This window comes from Streptomyces sp. NPDC059524 (assembly GCF_042749255.1).
GTDB classification, from domain to species: Bacteria; Actinomycetota; Actinomycetes; order Streptomycetales; family Streptomycetaceae; genus Streptomyces; species Streptomyces xanthii.
Genome location: NZ_JBHYTK010000213.1, coordinates 10,391 through 11,339 on the forward strand (window position 1 = coordinate 10,391; position 949 = coordinate 11,339).

General features: G+C 77.4%; 1 protein-coding gene. It reads right to left on the bottom strand.

What is annotated here, in order from left to right:
* A partial coding sequence (locus ACFW9D_RS35515) for a DNA repair ATPase (protein WP_384629129.1) occupies window positions 1–857 on the bottom strand: 857 nt, incomplete at its 3' end.
* Between the last annotated feature and the right edge of the window lie 92 nt (window positions 858–949).

Below are 949 nucleotides of genomic sequence, written 5' to 3' on the forward strand. Positions count from 1 at the left end.
GTCACCTGGGCCCGCGAGGACCCGCCGGGCGGGGGGCCGCGCCCCGCGCGGGGGGCCGGGGGCCGGGCCCCGCCCCCGCGGGGGCCCCGGGGGGCGGGGGCGACGGCCGCGTCGGCGAGCGACTGGAGCGGTTCGTCGACAGGCTCGCTGTAGATGCCCTCGCCGGTCTCGGTGTCGTCCTCGGCCTTGAGGGTGAGAGTGCCGTCGAGCGTGTCGACGTACAGTCCGGCGCCGGGGATCGCGATGTGCGGGTGACGTCCGGGCACGTGGTCGTCCCGCGTGGTCCGGGTCCAGCGCAGGTCGTGGGCGGGCGGCATGACGTGGTCGCGGTCGCCGCGCGCGTCGAGGAAGGCGGCGCGGCCGTCGACGGTGAGGCTCCAGCGCAGCACGCGGATGTCGTCGGCCTTGTCGCCGGTGCGGAAGACGGCGAGGAGCTTGCCGTCGAGGGGGCGCAGCCGGATCAGCCGGGCCGCGCGGTAGTAGCGGTGCAGGGCGCCGAACTCGCGGACGAACTCCGGGTCGTCGAGCAGTCCGGGCACGGCGCTCGCGTCGAGCGGCTCCAGACTGTCGCGGTCGTGGAGCGTGAACACGTCGGCGACGGCCGGCTCACCGGCGCCGCCGTGCGGAGGGGTGGTGCGGCCGAAGAGGAGCAGGTCGCCGACGGCGACGACGTCGCGTGCCACGGCCGGGTGCCCGGTGCCGAGGTGCTCGGTGCCGTCGAGGGCGAGGCCGGTGGAGCCGAAGGTCTCCAGGCGGCGCTCGTTGAGTTCGCCGGCCCGCTCGGCGAGCTGCCGGGCCTGCCCGGCGAGCCGGTCGCGCAGGACGTCGTACGTGCCCGCGTCCAGACCCGTTTCCATGTGCGGGTTCCCTCTCGTTCGTCTCGGTGGTGCGGTGCCGCCCAAGCGGTGCCCGGGCGGGGGCCCCCCCCCCCCCGGGGGGGGGCCCCGCC